The 14,959-nt window shown below is 42.8% G+C and carries 10 protein-coding genes and 1 other RNA gene; 10 read left to right on the top strand and 1 reads right to left on the bottom strand.

Features of this window, described 5'->3' with window-relative positions:
• The first annotated feature begins 47 nt into the window (after positions 1-47).
• The 5 genes from rpoD to V1225_RS10025 all read left to right on the top strand — a co-directional run bounded on the left by rpoD (position 48) and on the right by V1225_RS10025 (position 4,618).
• The gene (gene rpoD / locus V1225_RS10045; RefSeq protein ID WP_161908532.1) at positions 48-1,187 is read left to right on the top strand and encodes an RNA polymerase sigma factor RpoD; all 1,140 of its coding nucleotides are present in this window, start codon (positions 48-50) and stop codon (positions 1,185-1,187) included.
• 6 nt (positions 1,188-1,193) lie between these two features.
• A complete protein-coding gene (locus tag V1225_RS10040; RefSeq protein WP_160201397.1) occupies positions 1,194-1,919 on the top strand; it encodes a class I SAM-dependent methyltransferase in 726 nt (241 codons plus the stop codon).
• Positions 1,912-2,694: a Nif3-like dinuclear metal center hexameric protein gene (locus V1225_RS10035; RefSeq protein WP_160201398.1), complete on the top strand. Its 783-nt coding sequence runs from the start codon at positions 1,912-1,914 to the stop codon at positions 2,692-2,694. The genes V1225_RS10040 and V1225_RS10035 overlap by 8 nt, the downstream gene beginning before the upstream one ends.
• A 152-nt stretch (positions 2,695-2,846) precedes the next feature.
• Positions 2,847-3,192: RNase P RNA component class A (gene rnpB / locus V1225_RS10030), an RNA gene on the top strand.
• A 67-nt stretch (positions 3,193-3,259) separates the two neighbouring features.
• The gene (locus V1225_RS10025) at positions 3,260-4,618 is read left to right on the top strand and encodes an MATE family efflux transporter (protein ID WP_161908484.1); all 1,359 of its coding nucleotides are present in this window, start codon (positions 3,260-3,262) and stop codon (positions 4,616-4,618) included.
• A 1-nt stretch (position 4,619) separates the two neighbouring features.
• Here the strand turns inward: V1225_RS10025 and V1225_RS10020 are convergent, their stop codons facing one another.
• Positions 4,620-5,180, bottom strand: a complete 561-nt coding sequence (locus V1225_RS10020) for a hypothetical protein (protein ID WP_338546314.1) — start codon at positions 5,178-5,180, stop codon at positions 4,620-4,622.
• A 129-nt stretch (positions 5,181-5,309) separates the two neighbouring features.
• On the opposite strand from V1225_RS10020, the gene V1225_RS10015 reads away from it, so the two are divergent.
• The 5 genes from V1225_RS10015 to V1225_RS09995 all read left to right on the top strand — a co-directional run bounded on the left by V1225_RS10015 (position 5,310) and on the right by V1225_RS09995 (position 14,937).
• The gene (locus V1225_RS10015; RefSeq protein ID WP_338546312.1) at positions 5,310-9,527 is read left to right on the top strand and encodes an acyl-CoA dehydratase activase-related protein; all 4,218 of its coding nucleotides are present in this window, start codon (positions 5,310-5,312) and stop codon (positions 9,525-9,527) included.
• Between the two features lie 615 nt (positions 9,528-10,142).
• A complete protein-coding gene (locus V1225_RS10010) occupies positions 10,143-10,967 on the top strand; it encodes a hypothetical protein (RefSeq protein ID WP_338546310.1) in 825 nt (274 codons plus the stop codon).
• Positions 10,968-11,340: 373 nt separating this feature from the next.
• Positions 11,341-11,946 (top strand): superoxide dismutase, encoded by a 606-nt coding sequence (locus tag V1225_RS10005; protein WP_338546308.1) that lies wholly within the window; start codon positions 11,341-11,343, stop codon positions 11,944-11,946.
• A 117-nt stretch (positions 11,947-12,063) separates the two neighbouring features.
• Positions 12,064-12,792, top strand: a complete 729-nt coding sequence (locus V1225_RS10000) for a YebC/PmpR family DNA-binding transcriptional regulator (RefSeq protein WP_160201402.1) — start codon at positions 12,064-12,066, stop codon at positions 12,790-12,792.
• Between the two features lie 480 nt (positions 12,793-13,272).
• Positions 13,273-14,937, top strand: coding sequence for a phospho-sugar mutase (locus V1225_RS09995; RefSeq protein WP_251630384.1), 1,665 nt, complete (start codon positions 13,273-13,275; stop codon positions 14,935-14,937).
• Positions 14,938-14,959: the final 22 nt, after the last annotated feature.

Genomic DNA, 14,959 nt, shown 5'->3' with positions numbered 1-14,959 from the left:
GCACAGAAACAAAAAAAGCAAACAATTTAAATGAAACCTTTGCAGGCATGAGCCCAGAACAAATTAAGAACGAACTCATCAGTCAGCTAGTCAAAAAAGCTAAGACAAAGAAAAATATTCTGACCTATACGGATATGGCGGATTATTTAGATTCTTTTGATTTGGACAAGAATGTGGTAGACGAAATCTATGAAGCGCTGCTTTCTAAGGACATTGAGATTGCCAGCGAAACAGAACCTGAAGATTTTCCTTCCATGATGGACAGGGATGATGATTTTGACGGCAATGAAGAAGATGACGGCATTGTTATGACCGAAACCGGTGAAATCGATATCGAAGCGACTTTGCCAAAAGGAATTGCTGTAGACGATCCTGTCAGAATGTATCTGAAGGAAATCGGAAAGGTACCTCTTCTCAGTGCCGATGAGGAAATCGAACTGGCTCAGAGAATGGAAAAAGGGGACGAGGAAGCAAAGAAAAAGCTTTGTGAAGCAAACCTTCGTCTTGTAGTCAGCATTGCAAAACGCTATGTGGGCAGAGGGATGCTGTTCCTGGATTTGATTCAGGAGGGAAATCTGGGACTGATTAAAGCTGTTGATAAGTTTGATTATCGCAAAGGGTACAAATTTTCCACTTATGCAACATGGTGGATTCGTCAGGCAATTACCAGATCCATCGCTGACCAGGCGAGAACCATTAGAATTCCGGTGCATATGGTAGAAACTATCAATAAGCTGATTCGCGTATCCAGACAGCTGCTGCAGACTTATGGAAGAGAGCCGAGCCCGGAAGAAATCGCAAAGGAAATGGGTATTTCTGTAGACAAGGTTAGAGAAATTCAGAAGATTGCACAGGAACCTGTATCGCTGGAAACTCCAATCGGTGAAGAAGAAGACAGTCATTTGGGAGATTTTATTCCAGATGATGATGTACCAGCACCGGCTGAAGCTGCGGCATTTTCCATGCTGAAAGAACAGCTTGTAGAAGTGCTGGACACTTTAACAGAGAGAGAACAGAAGGTGCTGAAACTGCGTTTCGGTCTTGAAGATGGACGTTCCAGGACCTTAGAGGAAGTCGGCAAGGAATTTGACGTAACAAGAGAAAGAATCAGACAGATTGAGGCAAAGGCGCTTAGAAAGCTGAGACACCCAAGCAGAAGTAAGAAATTAAAGGATTATCTGGAGTAACGAAAGATGAAATTAAGCGAGAGATTGCAATATATCGCTGACGAAATAAGAAAAGGAGAAACCATGGCGGACATTGGGTGCGACCATGGTTTCTTGCCACTGTATTTAATGGAAAAGCATAAATGTCCAAAAGTGATTATGACCGATGTCAGCGGCGGTTCTTTAAAAAAGGCAGAAACCAACTGTAAACTGGTGAAGCCTAAAGGCGACTACGAATTGCGCCTCGGCGACGGCATCGATGTTCTTTCCGATGGGGAAGTTGATGTGGTTGTCATGGCGGGCATGGGAGGTCTTCTCATTGCAGACATGCTTAAATGGAATCTAAAAAAAAGCCGGTCTATTAAAAGATATATTCTGCAGCCGAGAAATAACCCTGGCAGACTTAGACACTTTCTGGCATGCAATGGTTTTTCCATCGTAAAGGAAGGAATCGTCAGAGAGGGAAAGTTTCTCTGTGAGATTTTGACCGTTGAAAGCGGACCGATACCAGTTTTTACAGCGGAAAATCCGCAGCCTGTTTATAGTGCGGAATTTGAATATCCTGCTTCGCTTATTGCTTTTGGAGGCGTATTGACAGGGGAATATCTGCAGAAACACCTCGAAACTGAATATCAGATTCTGGGTAAAATCGAAGAGAACGCGAAAGATGTACAACAGCAGAGTAAAGAAACCAGAGATAGAATTGTGAGACTGGAAGCGTTAATTAAGGAATGGGAGGCAGCGAATGAATAAAGAAAGATTGACTGCCGTTATCGAGGAAATCTGTCCTTCTGAGTCAGCTGAAAGCTGGGATAACTGTGGTTTTCAGCTGGATATGGGGGCGGCAGAAATAGATACTGTGCTGGTATCTTTAGAGGTTACCGGTGCAGTAATTGATGAAGCCGCCGCTTGCGGCGCGCAGATGATTTTGACCCATCATCCGCTACTTTTTAGCGGAATCAAGAAAATTGAACAGACAGATGTGATTGGAAATTACTTGATTCGACTGATTCAGGCAGGCATTTCCGTCTATTCCTGTCACACTAGCTTTGATAAATTAAAAGACGGTAACAATGATTATTTTGGTCTTCTTTTAGAATTTCAGGGTGTACATCCCTTTGATGCAGATAACGGTTTCTGCCGCAAAGGACAGACGCCTTTTGATATGACTTTTGCGGAACTGATTCGCAAGGTTTCAGAGGAGCTTACGATGGAGGAGCGGTATTTTAGATGGGTCGGCGACTTAACCAGACAAATTAAAACCGTCGGCTGGTGTACTGGCGCCGGCAGTGAATTTATTTTAGATGCGAAGAAAGAAAGCTGCGACCTTTATATTACGGGCGATTTGAAATATCATGAGGCGCAGATGGCGAAGGAAGCCGGCATTTGTGTCCTTGACATTGGGCACTATGGAAGTGAAAAGATATTTACTGGGAATATGGCTGACATGCTGCGGGAAGCGACTTTTGGAACCGATTTAGAGGTTTTGGAATCGCAGCTGGATTTGAATCCGTTCGGCTGCATTTAATTCATACCTGTCAGCAGTTTCAGTCCCCTAATTATAATCGAATTCTAATTTTTAAACAAAAAGCCAGCCACGCATTCAACGCGTGGTTTTCCGTGGCTGTCCACAAAAAAGACTGGAATTTATAATTGATTTATGCTATAATTACATGGTTATGGGTAAACCAGACAATCGCGTGCAGCGATGCATGAGGAAAGTCCGGGCTCCATAGGGCGAGGATGCCGGATAACGTCCGGCGTAGGTAACTATAGGGAAAGTGCAACAGAAACATTCCGCCGAAACGGGTTATGCCGTGGTAAGGTTGAAATGGTGAGGTAAGAGCTCACCGGCGTCATGGAGACATGACGGCCGTGTAAACCCCATCCGGAGCAAGGTCAAATAGGGCGCAAAAGCGACGGCCCGTCGCTGCCCGGTAGGTAGACCGCAAGAGCGTGCAGTAATGTTACGCCTCAGATAGATGATTGTCTAATACAGAACCCGGCTTATAGGTTTGCCCATACTTTATTTCAGGAAATACGCAGTATTTCCGTTTTATTTTGTTTATATATGATAGGAGGGAGGAGATGTTATGACAAACGAAAAAGAAATTCAAGGCAACAAAATGGGTACGGAGCCAGTTGGAAAGCTACTCGCTTCCATGGCATGGCCAGCCATTCTTTCTATGACCATCAATGCTCTTTACAACGTAGTGGACAGCATGTTCGTAGCAATGGTCAGTCAGAAAGCGCTGACAGCCGTATCTCTTGTAATGCCAATTCAAATGCTGATGATTTCCATGGCTGTGGGTAGTTCTGTCGGCGTAAATTCTCTGATTTCCAGAAGACTGGGTGCTAAGCGATTTGATGAAGCCAATAAGGCAGCCTCAACCAGTATCAGAATTGGGCTTTTTAACTTTCTGATTTTTGCATTGGTAGGTATTTGTCTTGCCAGTCCGTTTATGCGTGCGTATACAGATGATACTATCATCTTTGAGGGTGGCGTTACATATCTTAGAATTATTACCATTTGCAGCCTCTTTAGCATGATTCAGATTCAGCTTGAGAAAGTGCTGCAGGCGACAGGCAATATGATAGCTCCGATGATTATCAGTTTGAGCGGTGCACTGACCAATTTGGTTTTGGATCCGATTTTGATTTTTGGACTTTTCGGTATGCCAAAACTTGGTATTGCCGGTGCAGCTATTGCAACAGTTACTGGTCAGGCAGTGGGTATGTGCGTTGCAATCTTCATGTTCTTTAGAAAAGAGCACGAGGTGAAAATCCAGTTGAAAGGCTTCAAAATCGACTGGGCTGTGGTAAAAGATATCTACGGCGTAGGCCTTCCATCTATCATCATGCAGGCAATCGGTTCTGTTATGCTGCTAGGCTACAATGCCATCTTAGCGACTTCAGCAACAGCCGTTGCGGTACTGGGCGTTTATTACAAGCTGCAGTCCTTTATCTTTATGCCGGTGTTCGGTCTCAATCAGGGCGCTATGCCGATTATGGGCTATAACTTTGGTGCAAGGGACAGACATCGTCTGATGGAGACTTACAAGAAAGCGCAGATTACTGCACTGGTAATTATGGCAATCGGTACTATTTTATTCCATTTATTCCCAGAGGTTTTCCTGAAAATGTTTAGTGCGGACGATGAGATGATGGAAATGGGTGTGCCGGCGCTGAGAATCATCAGTATCTGCTTTATTCCGGCAGCCTTTGGTATTATGTCATCGACGCTGTTTCAGGGAACCGGTCATGGGGTATATAGTTTAATAGGATCCCTTTTACGTCAGCTTGTCGGTATTTTGCCGCTGGCTTATATCATTTACCACACAGCAGGTGTGACGGCGTCTTGGGCGTCTTTTCCGCTGGCGGAGATTATCGGCGTCGTTTATGCGGCAATTATGCTTATCAGATTATACAAAAAAGAAATCAAGACCTTGTAATTTACCATTCAAGGTCTTGAAATTCTTCGTATTCCCGGTATTGGCGATATTCGGAATCTTCTTTGACAAGGTCGTAAATAAGCGGATCTCGCAGAAGATGTTTCCAACAGGTATAAGTTGCCTTGACAAAAGCAGGATTCAGCTCCATTTCTTCTGTGATTAGAGGACAGCTGTAGGGCAGGTCGCTGTCATTTCGTACCAGAGATAATACACCGTCTTCGTCAATATGAGGCGTTAAAGGAAAGGTTCTGCATTGCATGGGCCTTTTTTCTCTGGGACAGATTGGCGGCGTTTTGCATCGTACAAAGTAAACTTTGCCGCTCCAAGACTCCGGGAATTCATAATCCTCGGCGTATTCTGCACTCCATGTGAGCCAATCGTCTGTTCGGTCGTGGACTTTATCTTCGCCGGGAAGGAGATAAATACCGAGGTTTTCATCGTCATTACCACAGCTGCAGCAGATGGCACCGCAAAGAGTTCCGCAGTCATAAGGAACAGGAGAAACCCTGTCCAGCAATCGGTAGATTGCCTGATAAGTTCTTTTTTTGATTGTACTTTTCATAACAATTCATTCTAACATAGGAAATCAGGCGATACAACCAGAAATTAGTACTAAATTAAACCTTGAAAAAGGTCGAATTCTGGTGTTAAAATTATAAAATACTCAATTACACAAATAAGAGGTAAGATTATGAAGTTAGGAATTGACGTAGGCTCAACTACCGTCAAACTTGTTTTACTTGACGAAAAAAACGAAATTACATATACCCGTTATGAGAGGCATATGTCTAACGTTTTTGAAAAAGTAAAAGAACTCATAGAGGAAATGTATGCCCAGTTTGGTTCCATAGAAATCAGACCTGTTATTACAGGCTCTGGCGGTCTTTCCCTAGCAAATCTTCTGGGTGTTTCCTTTGAACAGGAGGTTATCGCCTGCAGTAAAGCGGTGGAGACTCTGATTCCTGATACAGATGTTGCTATAGAACTTGGTGGCGAAGACGCAAAGATTACATTTTACGGCGCTACTATTGAGCAGCGAATGAACGGAACCTGTGCAGGTGGCACGGGCGCGTTTATTGACCAGATGGCGGTGCTTTTGAATACTGATGCAGGGGGACTTAATGAGGCAGCAAAGAACGTAAAGATGATTTATCCTATTGCAGCTCGCTGCGGCGTTTTTGCAAAGACGGATATTCAGCCTCTGATTAATGAAGGTGCGGCAATAGAGGATTTAGCTGCTTCCATTTTTCAGGCTGTGGTTAACCAGACCATCAGCGGACTTGCTTGCGGACATACCATCAAAGGGAACGTAGCATTTCTAGGCGGACCGCTGTCCTTTTTGTCTGAGCTTCGTAAAAGATTCATTGAAACATTGGAATTAAAGCCGGAGGAAGTGATTTTTCCAGAGGATTCCAAGTATTTTGTCGCCATCGGTGCAGCTATGCTGGCAGAAACCAGAAAACAGATTTCATTGGGAGAAATTGCCGAGCTAATCAAAGGATCTGATTCAAGTCAGCTTTCTGAGACCAAACATATCGAACCGCTGTTTATTAATAAAGAAGCGTATAACGCATTTATAAACCGTCATAACCAGCACAAGATTCGCAGGAAAGATATCAAACGCGCTAAGGAAGAGACTTTTCTAGGCATTGACGCTGGTTCCACAACCACTAAGGCGACCCTGATTGACTCCGACAAAAATCTGTTATATTCCTTCTACAGAAGCAACGAAGGAAATCCGCTGGAAGCGGTTAAGACCATGCTCAAAGAGCTTTATTCGCTGCTGCCGCAGAATGCCTTTATTGCAAATACTTGCGTGACCGGTTACGGAGAAGGCTTGATTAAGACGGCTTTTAAGGCGGATTTGGGCGAAATTGAGACCATGGCTCATTATAAAGCGGCCGAGGAATTTTTGCCAGGCGTAGAATTCATTCTGGATATCGGCGGGCAGGATATGAAGTGCATGAAGATTAAAGATGGCGCTATTTACAATATCATGCTTAACGAGGCTTGTTCTTCCGGGTGCGGCTCTTTTCTCGAAACTTACGCAAAATCTGTAAATCTGGACACCAATGCATTTGCGGAGGAAGCGCTCTTTGCTGAAAATCCTGTAGACCTTGGTACCAGATGTACAGTGTTCATGAATTCCAAGGTAAAGCAGGCACAAAAAGAAGGGGCATCCATCGGCGACATTTCCGCGGGACTTTCTTATTCGGTTATCAAGAATGCGCTGTACAAAGTGATTAAGCTCAGGAACCCAGAAGAGGCTGGTGAGAAAATTGTAGTGCAGGGCGGCACCTTTATGAACAACGCTGTGCTGCGAAGTATCGAAAAGATCATTGGTAAGGAAGTTGTCAGACCGGATATTGCAGGACTGATGGGCGCATATGGCTGTGCGCTGATTGCTATGGAAAACCATCTTGAAGATACGGAATCCTCTCTGCTCAGCAAAGAAGCGCTGGAAGATTTTCAGGTGGAGCATACCAACGGCAGATGTAACGGCTGTGAAAACCGATGCATTTTGACCATTAATAAATTCAGCGACGGATCCAGATTTATTACAGGAAATCGCTGCGAAAAAGGGGCAGGAGGCGCGCAGCACGCGAACAAACTGCCGAATCTTTACGAATATAAACTGCAGAGACTCTTTGGATATAAGCCGATTTCTGATTTTGATGCAGTGCGCGGCACGGTGGGAATTCCAAGAGTACTGAATATGTACGAAAATTATCCGTTCTGGTTCACTTTCTTTACGGAATTGAAATTCAGAGTGGTTTTATCGCCGCTGTCGACAAAGTCCATCTACGAGAAGGGAATGGAAACTATTTCCTCTGACACGGCTTGTTATCCTGCCAAAATGGTTCACGGACATATTAAATGGCTTGTGGAAGAGGGTGTGAAGTGGATTTTCTATCCATGTTTAAACTATGAACGCAACGAAGATGAAACGGCACCAAATCACTATAACTGCCCAATTGTAGCGACTTATCCGGAAGTGATTGCAAACAATATGGACGATATCTTTTCAGAAAACATGGTGCGTTTTTCTCACCCGTTCCTGCCTTACGATAACGACCTGAAACTGGCAAATATGCTCTACAAAGAGTTTAAGGATTTTCATATCAAGAAAGAAGAAATCATGCGCGCAGTCAGCCGCGCCAGAAAGGAACAGGTTCGCTTTAAAAACGATGTGAGAAAACAAGGGGAATACTCACTGAAATTGGCGAGACAGAAGGGAAAGAAGGCTGTCGTTCTGTCGGGAAGACCATATCATCTGGATCCGGAAATCAATCACGGCATTGACAAACTGATTAATTCCTTCGACATGGTTGTCCTTTCGGAGGATTCCGTGGCGCACATGGGACAGTTGCCAAGACCGCTGCGCGTGCTGGATCAATGGGTTTATCATTCCAGACTTTACAAAGCGGCAAGCTTTGTAGGCACCTGCGATGATGTGGAGCTGATTCAACTCAATTCTTTCGGATGCGGTCTTGACGCAGTTACCACAGATCAGGTGGAAGAAATCTGCCGCGACAGCAATAAACTTTACACAGTTTTAAAGATAGACGAGGGCTCTAATCTCGGCGCAGCAAAAATTAGAATTCGTTCCCTGAAAGCGGCTATGGACGAGCGCGAAAAGAACGGTGTCAAGGCAAGCGGAAACTTTAAGGCTTATGAGCGAAAACTTTTTACGGCTGAGATGCGAGAAAACTACAATATTTTGGTGCCGCAGATGTCACCGATTCATTTTACTTATTTGGAAGAAGCAATGAAAGCCTGCGGCTACAATGCGGTACTTTTACCGCCGGTCGACAAGAATTCGGTAGAAGAGGGGTTAAAATATATCAACAACGATGCTTGCTATCCGACTATCGTGACTTTGGGACAGATTATTTCTGCACTAAAATCAGGAAAATATGATTTGGATAAGACGGCTGTATTCATGTCTCAGACGGGGGGTGGATGCCGCGCCAGCAACTATGTGGCGCTTCTGCGTAAAGCACTCAAAGATTTGGATATGGTACAGGTTCCGGTGGTATCTTTTAATGCTGTTGGACTAGAGAAAAATCCGGGCTTTAAGATTACTGCTAAGATGGGGCTTCGCCTAGCAGTTGGCTGTGTTTACGGAGATCTTGTTATGCGGATTTTGTACGCGACAAGACCATACGAGAAAGTGCCAGGTACCTGTCAGCAGATTTTGGATAAATGGCATGACAAAATTATACATAATGTGATTCACTTTAACAAAGGGGAATATGAGAGAAATCTCAAAGGTATTGTAGAAGATTTTGATAAAGTTGAAAGAACTGGTGAGAAAAAGCCGAAGGTGGGCGTAGTCGGTGAAATTTTGGTGAAATATCACCCTAACGCCAACAACGACATCGTAGGTATAATCGAATCGGAAGGTGGGGAGGCAGTGGTTCTCGACATGCTGGACTTCTTTCTTTACGGTATGCACAGCAAAAAATTCAACTTTGAAAATCTGTCAGGCTCTTATAAAGCGATGATGACAAATCAGCTTGGAATCAAGGTTGTGGAATGGCTTAGAAAACCGATGAGAAGCGCTCTTGCTGCGAGCGAGCATTTTACGGAGCCATCCTACATCGAGGAAACGGCGGAAGCAGCGTCAGCTATCAGTTCTATCGGTAATCAGTGCGGTGAAGGCTGGCTTTTGACTGGTGAAATGGTGGAACTGATTCACAGCGGTGTGGAAAACATCGTATGCCTGCAGCCATTTGCGTGCCTGCCGAATCATGTAACGGGAAAGGGCATGATGAAAGCACTCAGAAAGATGAATCCAAAGGCTAATATTGCTGCTATCGACTACGATCCGGGAGCCAGCGATGTAAACCAGCTGAACCGGATTAAGCTGATGATGGCGACGGCTCATAAGAATATGGAAAAGTAAATATAACGAGAGTAACAAGAGGTGTCTGCTAAGTGGTGATTCTGCTGGGCAGACACTTTAGCGTAAAAGCTTTATATAAGAGTTTTAAAAGAAAAGGACATAGAATCAAGATGAATCCCATATGCTTGATCCTATGTCTTTTTTTATTTAGAATTAATTTTTGGAAGGTACGTAGTTTTACTGCATCATTATTCAATGCAATTTTATATTTAATTAATATATGTGATTTATTTGTGATTTTTAGAATGAAAGTTTGACAATCAGAAAATAAACGGTTAAAGTATAAGGGAGAAATATTAGAAAAGCCTAAAATTAACAAAAATTTTAGGCGGCAGGATTAAAGTTAATTGGACTGCTTCGGGAACAGTAATAGACGGGATTCTTACACAATTAAAGGTAAGAAACATTCCGGTAGTTTATGTAGATCGTTTTAACAATCCTTCAGGGAGTGGAACGACCGATCATGATATTGTAGTATATGGTTATGACAGCAATAATAATCTAATTGCGCATTTTGGATGGGATGGAAAAACTCATATAAAATGTAGCAGTCCTGCAGCAGCAGCATTTATTGCCTCGGCTTGTGCAATTACATATTATTGAGGACTTTAGAAAATGGATAAATTAAATGCAAGACGCATTATCGCCATCGTATTATCACCTTTTATTATTTGGGGCGCACTACGGCTTGGCGAAAAAGGTTTGGAGTATCTGGGAAGACCCAGCGGATTATCAGAGCGTGAAGTCGTGGAATACAGTCCGTTTTTGATTGGAAAAAGTATAGAAATCCCTTTAGAGCATTTTCGAATTGGAGACTGTCCATCAGAGTATCATTTTGGTGCAGATGCAGGCATCGATGAAGTAATTGGGCTAATCAGGAAGCAGCCTCATGTGATAGATGTTGCCTCCTTAGGCAGCTGGAATGATGGCTCTAATCGATACCTGATTACAATGCAGTGCTTGGGTGGAGTGACTTATTTGGAACTCATCGATTTTCAGAAGTCTGTTGATATGGGGGAGTGGTATCATCCTTACCGCAGCAAGCATAGTTATGCCCTCTTTGATTGTTCTGTGACATTAGAGAAAGATGAAGAATATTATTACATTTTGTTTCCGCAAATTCGCAAGAATGAAAGCGAGGATGATTTGCTAAGTGGTGCGGATTTGAAAGTGGATACAGCTTGCTTGATACAAAAACCTGAAAATTCTTCTGAGCAGAGTTTGTTTGATTTTCTCTTGCAGTTCTATAAGGATTCCGCCCTTTATGAGGTTTCCTCATACACTGATGATGAAATCATTGTTAGTTTTAATGAGAATGCGCTGAAAAATAATCCGAGTACGATACCGGAACAAGATAGTACAATGGATTCTGTTTATAAAGGCGCTTTTAAAATATCTGTGGATGAGGTAGTGGAAAAAATTACCATAACATTATTATAAAGAGAATAGAAAGACGTTTTCGAAAAAACGGCTCTAATAACTTTTCAGGGATTTAACCTTTGTGTTAGGCATAAACTTAATGGAGATCTTAGATGGAAAAAAAGGTATAGAGCCAAGCGGTATATCATATGCTTGACTCTATATCTTTTCTTTGTATAAGGAAAGCCATCAGATAAGCAAGTGGTTTATTATTTGTAGAATTCTTTTTCTGAATCTGACAAAATGAAACCACCATTTAGTTTAGAGCGTTTTTGTTTTACCTTCATCAAATGGAAGGGCGTGTCTGTACCCTCTTAAGAAATTTAAAGAGCAGACACTTTTTTTAGTTTGAATTCATATGTTGAAAGGAAGACATTATCTTAGGAGGACAGAGATGGAAGAAAGTTTGAAACAGCACTATCCCTTTGTAAATCCGCCGCTACCTTACGCCTATGATGCACTGGAACCTTTTATTGATGAAGAAACCATGCGTCTGCATCACGACGCACATTTACAGACCTACGTAGATCATCTCAATATCATCATCAGACAGTATCCTGCGCTGCACAATTGGACTCTGGAACAGCTAATCAAATGGAATGACAATTTACCCGTAGAAATTCAGGACGGCGTGCGCAATAACGCGGGCGGCGTTTACAATCATATTCTGTATTTCAGTCGTCTAGCACCGCCGGAAACAGCAGTCTGGCCCAGCGGAGAGTTTCTTTTGCTGCTGGAAAGAAGGTTCGGTGGCTTTCAGCAGTTTAAAGAGGCGTTTAAGAAAGCTGCAATGTCGGTATTCGGTTCGGGTTATGCATTTCTTGTAGCGAATCGAGACGGTCTGCTTGAGATTGTCACCACTGCCAATCAGGATAATCCGTTGGAAATAGGCTATTATCCTATTCTTGTACTGGATGTTTGGGAACATGCTTACTATCTGAAGCATCATAATAAAAGGGATGGGTATATAGATGATTGGTTCAATCGTCTTAGCTTTTAACTCCTTGCGGCAGCAGCAATAGGGAGATAAATTTCAAAAATGCGTTGAAAATCCTTTTATAGTGTAGTATACTGTTTAAGTTGAAAATTTCTAAAGATAAAGATAGGAGGTGTCTCCATGGGAAGACACGGTACAATTGCCGGAAGAAAGGCGGCACAGGATTCTAAGCGAGCAGCTATGTTCACCAAATATGCTAAGGCTATTACAGTAGCAGCAAAAGACGGTGGAGATCCTGAATACAATGCAGGTCTTAGAGTGGCAATCGAAAAAGCAAAGGCAATCAGTATGCCTAATGATAATATTCAGAGAGCGATTAAAAAGGGTACAGGAGAACTGGGCGGCGCTTCTTACGAAGAACTTTCCTTTGAAGGTTACGGTCCCGGTGGTGTAGCAATCATTGTTGATTGTCTGACTGACAACACCAACCGTTCCACTTCCTTTGTTCGTTCCACATTTGATAAGCACGGTGGAAATTTAGGTACTCCAGGCTGTGTATCTTACATGTTCTCAAGAAAAGGCGTTCTTATTATCGAAAAAACAGACGGAATCGACGAAGACGCTCTGATGGAAGCAGCATTAGAAGCTGGTGCAGACGACATGGTAACAGAAGAAGACAGCTTTACTGTTTACACTGAACCATCTGCATACGCAGACGTATATCAGGCATTGGCAAGCGCAGGCTATGAATTTGTAGAATCTGACGTAGAATTTGTTCCATCTATGGAAAGCGCGCCGACCGAAGAGCACGATATCAAGAAGCTGAGAAAGCTTATCGACATCTTAGAAGATAACGATGACGTACAGAAGGTACATACCAACTGCGGTATTGATTTGTACGAAGAATAAACGAATAGAATGTAGAAAAACCCTCTTTGCATGTGCAGAGGGTTTTTCTTGTAGATGCCGTGTGTAGCATTTATTGCGTATGGCGATTCTTAACCTAAATTACGTTGTTTTTCAAAAAATGTATAAGAAATTTTATAAGAATAATGTGCGACTTGCATTATGCGTAAGATTAAAGGTAAACATTGAAAAAACATACGTAAAATGCAAGAATCTCTGTTGGATTCAGAGATAAAGAACGGTTATAGATCGCTTGAGAAGTGTGATATGGAATTCACTTATACACTTTTTTAGCATTTTCTAATTTTGGGTTAAGATTTCGAGATTTTCTTATACATTTTTTTGCCCTAAATTGATTTTAAGTTAAGTTACTGTGCTTTTAGGCGAAAACCTGGTAAATCTGCGAAAAACATCTTGCCCCCACATTGCATTCCGTTTAAAATATTACTATCACCAGATAGAGAGGAACGTGAAGTCAGCGTTATGAATAAAGAAGAAATCAGAACTTTTGCGATAGAGGAATATCATAGATGGCAGCAGGCGGCTGAGCACTTCGGCGATATAGAGCTTCTTTCGGAGCTTGCACAGCTTGCAGAAGAAGAGGAAGAAGTCATTGACTCCTTTTGTGCCAGCCTTCGTTTTGGAACTTCCGGCATTCGGGGCATACTGGGAGCAGGCACTAACCGTATGAATGAGTATGTGGTGCGAAGGGCTACCCAAGGGCTTTCCAATTATTTGAATAAAGTCACTGAACGCCCTAAAGTGGTCATCGCCTATGACACCAGAAGAAAATCCAGAATTTTTGCGGAGGAAACCGCAAAAGTTCTTAGAGGAAACGGCATAGAGGTGTGGCTTTTTTCGGAGCTTGCAACGGTGTCGTTGCTTTCCTATACCATTAAAGAACTGGGCTGCACTATGGGAATTATGATTACAGCCAGTCACAATCCGAAAATTTTCAATGGTTATAAGGTATATAACAGCAACGGTTATCAGATTGTGGGCAGCGTGCCCGAAGAGATTTTGAGAGAAATCGATAAACTGGATTATTTCGATGAAATTGCTTCGTCAGACGAAGGCATTCAGCTGGTGCCCAGAAGGGTATCAGAAAGCTTTATTGAAAAAATCATTTCCATGTGCCCAGCTGATATTGAAGAAATTAAGGAAAGTGATCTGAAACTTGTTTATACGCCGCTCAACGGCACAGGCAATGTTTACGTCAGGAAGGTACTGCAGGCCATCGGGCAGAAAGATACCGTCATTGTAGCGGCGCAGGAAATGCCTGATGAGAATTTTGCCACCTGTCCGGCGCCGAATCCGGAGAAAATTACCGCTTATTCGGAAGGCTTCAGAACCATGGATCAGGTTGGCGGAGATTTGATTGTAGCAACAGATCCTGATTGTGATCGAGTAGGTGTTTGCATCTACCATGATGGCATGAAGGTGCTGCTGACGGGAAATCAGCTGGGGGTTTTAATGCTAGATTATCTTTGCAGCGTAAAACCGCCAAAAGCAGGGCAGTTTATTGTCAAGAGCATTGTAACCACACCGCTTGCTGAGAAAATCGCAGAAAAACACGGACTGAAAGTAATCGATACTTTAACCGGTTTTAAGTATATTGGGGAAATCATTACAAAGCTGGAGCAGGAGGGGAGAACAGAGGATTACTATTTCGGTTTCGAAGAGAGCAACGGCTATCTGATGGATTCTTTTATCAGAGATAAAGACGGTATCAGCAGCGCTATGCTTTGTGCCTGTCTGGCCGCCTATTATAAAAAGCAAGGACTTGATCTTGTAGACAGACTCCATCAGATTTATGAGGAACATGGGCTCTGTATCGACAAGACCGTCAATTATTTCTTTGAGGGACCTTATGGGAAGCTTTCCATGGAACAGGTCATGGAGTATTTTCGCGCTGAGATAGGGGATACTATCGCAGGATACAAAATCAAAGAAAAGATAGATTTCCTTGGAGAAACAGGACTGCCAAAATCCAATGTGATCCGTTTCTGTTTAGAAAATGGAACCCAGTGTATCATCAGACCTTCTGGTACAGAAGCCAAGATAAAAGTTTACTATTTTGAGACCGGGCAGGCTGCTGAACTGGAAAAGTATATAAAAAACACCGTAGAAAGTTTCAAAGACCGCTAAATCAATGGACAAACGGGTTGTT

It is taken from the genome of Emergencia sp. JLR.KK010 (genome assembly GCF_037018265.1).
Lineage (GTDB): Bacteria > Bacillota > Clostridia > Peptostreptococcales > Anaerovoracaceae > Senimuribacter > Senimuribacter intestinalis.
Note: the sequence above shows the minus strand (reverse complement) of the source record. Positions and strands in the feature narration are given on the sequence as shown.

Excerpts from the sequence above, each read along its gene's own strand:
- rpoD (WP_161908532.1), top strand. The coding sequence starts at position 48 with ATGAGCCCAGAACAAATTAAGAACGAACTCATCAGTCAGCTAGTCAAA.
- V1225_RS10040 (WP_160201397.1), top strand. The coding sequence starts at position 1,194 with ATGAAATTAAGCGAGAGATTGCAATATATCGCTGACGAAATAAGAAAA.
- V1225_RS10035 (WP_160201398.1), top strand. The coding sequence starts at position 1,912 with ATGAATAAAGAAAGATTGACTGCCGTTATCGAGGAAATCTGTCCTTCT.
- V1225_RS10025 (WP_161908484.1), top strand. The coding sequence starts at position 3,260 with ATGACAAACGAAAAAGAAATTCAAGGCAACAAAATGGGTACGGAGCCA.
- V1225_RS10020 (WP_338546314.1), bottom strand. The coding sequence starts at position 5,180 with ATGAAAAGTACAATCAAAAAAAGAACTTATCAGGCAATCTACCGATTG.
- V1225_RS10015 (WP_338546312.1), top strand. The coding sequence starts at position 5,310 with ATGAAGTTAGGAATTGACGTAGGCTCAACTACCGTCAAACTTGTTTTA.
- V1225_RS10010 (WP_338546310.1), top strand. The coding sequence starts at position 10,143 with ATGGATAAATTAAATGCAAGACGCATTATCGCCATCGTATTATCACCT.
- V1225_RS10005 (WP_338546308.1), top strand. The coding sequence starts at position 11,341 with ATGGAAGAAAGTTTGAAACAGCACTATCCCTTTGTAAATCCGCCGCTA.
- V1225_RS10000 (WP_160201402.1), top strand. The coding sequence starts at position 12,064 with ATGGGAAGACACGGTACAATTGCCGGAAGAAAGGCGGCACAGGATTCT.
- V1225_RS09995 (WP_251630384.1), top strand. The coding sequence starts at position 13,273 with ATGAATAAAGAAGAAATCAGAACTTTTGCGATAGAGGAATATCATAGA.